Consider the following 3,597-nt stretch of genomic DNA (forward strand, 5'->3'; position numbering starts at 1 on the left):
GTTATAAAGTGATTTTGCAATATCCTGTCGGATATCTTTATTGTGGATGATATCAGTGAGATTTATAAGCATGGTATTAAACTTAAGATTAGATTCGTAAGTTCTCATTAACCCATCAATCTTCTTATTCCCGTTGTAAAACTCATACTTATTTTTTATATTTCTTATATTGGGAGAATAATAGGCATATCCTCTGATAGTGCCTGAATAATTGGTGTATACTTTAACGAAAAAGGGAGTATTTACTTTCTTAAGGTTATCAATATAAAGTTTCCCCATTGCATTAAGGTTTATATCTCTATTATTCTGCTTTAAATAATTGAACGAACTGATGTTAATGAAAATGGAAGCAATAATATGAAATAGAAATAGTATGATTAATAGGTTTTGGATTTTTTTCACTTGCATATTAAATACGGTTTTTATGCCTGAAAGTGAATTTGTCGATTGAGAAATTCAGATTACCAGTTTTTTAGAATTTAAATAAAAAAAGAGGCTGCTTTTTTGTGAGACAGCCTCTGAATAGATTGAATTAAACCATGTTATTTGGATGGTTTTGTAGGCTTAACAGGACCAGGAGCCGGAGCTGGTGTTGTTGGTCCATTATCCCATGCAAGAATCCCAGAAATGTCAGAACTCCATGCGATGATGAAGCTGCCATCTACAGCGGTTTCAGATGTCAATGCTGTAAATTCACTGTTTTCAATTACTTCAACATTTTTCGCTGGAGAAGAAGTTTCTCTTGCGTTGGAAAATGAAAATAGCGAGATTGATAACATCAATACGGCAGACATTGCAAAAATTGATTTTGATCTGTTTTTCATGATTGTAATAGTTTATAATTATACTCCTTGAACAGTTTTTAATCCACACAAAGCTTTACAGATTATTTTTTATTGTAGAAATTCAATATTATTGACTTTATCGTTTAGTAACTTAATTATTTTAGACTCTTCACTTTTAAAAGTTTCAGCAACGGTGCGTCCGTCCGGCATTTTATTGGCCAGTTGTTCCGCTGTCAGTTTTCCTTTTAAACTCCCAAGAGGATTTGCTTTATAGTGTTTATATAACTCCGTAAATTTTTCCTTGCTTACCGTAAGGTTAGATATATCATTACTCTTTGGTTTACTATCCAGAATGCTATATTCACTGAAGTTGGATATTTTTTTAATACCGCTGAGCTTCCAGAAATACTGATTTTGATGATCAGATATCTGTACAATTAAGCCGGGTAAACCATTAAACTTATAAGGCCCGTCCTGAAATGGAATTTCAGAAGTAAACCATGCAGTCCATTCTCTACCACCATATGAAAGCACTGCTTTTTGTGTTTCATAATTGTCGATCTTTTTCTTTTCACCAACTATTTTCCATTGGAGAGGCATTTTTTCATGATAATTTAGTTCATCCTGTAAAATTTTATTGGAAAAAATTATTTCTTTGATAGGATAAGTTTTAATGACTTTATAAGTAAACTTCGGAAGTTTCATAATTTGGTTCATGTCAACCCGTATACCAGATTTTCTTGATCGCTCTATCTGATCCTGAATAAGAGAATCTTGAGAAACCATAAGATAATCTCTGTAAATAGATTTGTTTTCTCCGATGTCCAGAATTGTTAAAATTTTTTCATTCTGCAGACTGTCATTTTTATAAGTTAGCTCATAAAAAAATCTTGTTGCCTCACTTTGTGAATAACTATAGTTAAATACGAAAATAATAGCAAATAATAGATTATTATACATGGTTCGTAATTTTTGTCTAAATTAGATTAATAGTTTTCAGATAAGTGTGATTTATATCACATTTTTAATATTTGTGAAATAAATTTTTTAAAAAGCGTTTTTATTCCGAACAAATGTTWCTCTGTTTAATCCTAAAAAAGAAGCCAGCAGACTATCGTTAAGTTCCTTTAATAAAGCTGGGAATTCTTCTTTCAGGTAAGATAATTTATCTTGCAGATTATAGGTAGTTAAAACCTCAAAACGTTTAACATGAAAACTATTGCATTCTTCCAATAAATCAGCATAGATATTTTTAAGGTTTAATGAAGAGTTTATAACGTTATAGAAATCTTCGCGACTGATGTATAATATTTCTGAATTTTTTATACAGTCAATTACTTCATGGTTTTCTGTATTATTTTTAAAACTTGTTATATTGGTTATGAATTTATTCTCCCAGGCAAACATTCTTGTGATTTCCCTACCTTTTTCACTAACACAAAAAGTTCTTAAAAGGCCGCTATTGACAAAGAAAAGCTTATTGCAGGGCGAATATTTATCGATTAAAATCTGCTTTTTATTTACTTTTAATGCAACGAAATGTTTTCGTATGCTAGATCTATCGGAATCTGATATATTCCCGTAGTCTCCGAGAAAGGAGATTAATTTTTCGTGATTCATGGTGTTAAATAGTTTTTTTATGTTAATTATGTCATTAGGAAATAATAAACATAATTAAGAGTTACAATCTACATCTTTTTGATGATATATCAATGGAGGTAACGCATAAACTTCACTTTTGATAGTAAAATAGATAAAAATTGCACGAACTGTCTTTAATTGATGCCATTTTAGCTGTACCAAAACTAAGACATATTGAAACTTGAGTTGCTATCTTTTAAAATACAAAATTTATATCTTTAATTGAGCGTTAAGGCTATGTAACGAATTTAGAATTACAAAGGTCGTAAAGACATGTTTTAATGGTCTCCTATATAAAATAATTGAAAAAATGACTCAAATTTAAAACTATTTGAGTCATTTTCATATTATTTATTTAACAATTAAAAATTGGATTTTTGAAGTTTTAAAATTTCAATTTTTCAATCACTAAATTGTTTTTAAATACAAACTTTGTAGCTCCTCAGCAGAAAAATCTTTAGAAGGAAGATGTTGTACTAATTCTCCCTGCTTCATAATTCCAATATTTGTTGCAACACTTGCAGCATTGAAAATATCGTGAGTTGCCATCAGAATGGTACGACCTTCCTGTCCGAGCTCACGGACAATTTCTGTAAATTCTGCAGTTGCAATAGGATCAAGTCCGCTAGTTGGCTCATCAAGTAGCAAAACTTTCGCATCTTTAGCCAAGGCGATGGCAATTCCTACTTTCTGGCGCATTCCTTTTGAATAACCTCCTAAAGGACTGTTGTGAGCAATTTCCTGTAATCCTGTACGATGCAGTAAATCAGACAGTTCAGATTTTTTGTAATTGAAACCTGCAATTTTAGAGAAGAAATCAAGATTTTCAATTCCTGTGAGATTAGGATACAATAAAACCGTTTCAGGGATGTAGGCTAAATGTTTTTTTATTTTTTCCGGATTTTCTTTTACTGAAATATTATTAATAAAAGCATCTCCAGATGTCGCTTTAATAAGTCCTAAAAGAATATTTATCGTTGTACTTTTTCCGGCGCCGTTTTGACCGAGAAGTGCGAAGATTTCGCCTTCTTCGACTTCCAAGTTTAAGGATTTTAGAGCCGTGAAATCATTGTATTTTTTGTGGAGATTAATTGTTTTTAACATAGTTTTCTGAATTTATTTTCTGAAAGAATAATAAGTAAAGTGATGATGATTATGTATGGAATTAGAA

General features: G+C 30.8%; 5 protein-coding genes. All 5 read right to left on the reverse strand.

The window, feature by feature from the left end; all coding sequences use genetic code 11:
• A partial coding sequence (locus tag AB4Y90_RS16610; protein ID WP_441558685.1) for a hypothetical protein occupies positions 1–279 on the reverse strand: 279 nt, incomplete at its 3' end.
• Between the two features lie 263 nt (positions 280–542).
• Positions 543–824 (reverse strand): hypothetical protein, encoded by a 282-nt coding sequence (locus AB4Y90_RS16615; protein ID WP_441558686.1) that lies wholly within the window; start codon positions 822–824, stop codon positions 543–545.
• 69 nt (positions 825–893) lie between these two features.
• Positions 894–1,745: a GLPGLI family protein gene (locus AB4Y90_RS16620; RefSeq protein WP_441558687.1), complete on the reverse strand. Its 852-nt coding sequence runs from the start codon at positions 1,743–1,745 to the stop codon at positions 894–896.
• 87 nt (positions 1,746–1,832) lie between these two features.
• Positions 1,833–2,405, reverse strand: coding sequence for a Crp/Fnr family transcriptional regulator (locus AB4Y90_RS16625; protein ID WP_441558688.1), 573 nt, complete (start codon positions 2,403–2,405; stop codon positions 1,833–1,835).
• A gap of 429 nt (positions 2,406–2,834) precedes the next feature.
• On the reverse strand, positions 2,835–3,530 hold the full coding sequence (locus AB4Y90_RS16630; protein WP_441558689.1) for an ABC transporter ATP-binding protein: 696 nt from the start codon (positions 3,528–3,530) through the stop codon (positions 2,835–2,837).
• Positions 3,531–3,597 lie beyond the last annotated feature (67 nt).

Origin of the sequence: Chryseobacterium sp. 2TAF14 (genome assembly GCF_052115105.1) — a bacterium.
Lineage (GTDB): Bacteria > Bacteroidota > Bacteroidia > Flavobacteriales > Weeksellaceae > Chryseobacterium.